This window comes from Blautia sp. CAG:257 (assembly GCF_000433815.1).
GTDB classification, from domain to species: domain Bacteria; phylum Bacillota; class Clostridia; order Lachnospirales; family Lachnospiraceae; genus Blautia_A; species Blautia_A caecimuris.
On record NZ_HF999078.1, the window covers coordinates 18,731 to 19,104 of the forward strand.

At 37.4% G+C, this 374-nt stretch carries 1 protein-coding gene; it reads left to right on the forward strand.

Annotated features, from left to right (window positions below; translation table 11 throughout):
• Positions 1–146 precede the first annotated feature (146 nt).
• Positions 147–374 (forward strand): YesL family protein (locus QVP40_RS09565; RefSeq protein WP_288200453.1); only part of this gene is annotated, 228 nt, incomplete at its 3' end.

Below are 374 nucleotides of genomic sequence, written 5' to 3' on the forward strand. Positions count from 1 at the left end.
TGGATCTGGTTGACGAGTTTACAGAGCAGGGATGGGAATTTGTGACAGTTGACCGTCTGATTCTTCCGTGAAGCTTGCTTTTTCTGTCTTTTTTCGTTATACTGTTAGACAATGATTCACATTTAAGAACAAAGGAGCAGTAAGATATGGGTCGTTTTTTTAATATGGATAACAAGTTTTTTGTATTTATGGGGAAAATTGCAGATCTCTGCATGCTGAATCTTCTCTGTATTATCTGTTGTATACCGATTGTTACGGCAGGAGCATCTCTGACGGCTTTGTATTATGTGACAATGAAGATGGTGAGAAATGAAGAGGCATACATATTCCGAAGCTTTTTTAAATCGTTTAAAGAGAATTTTAAGCAGGCAACC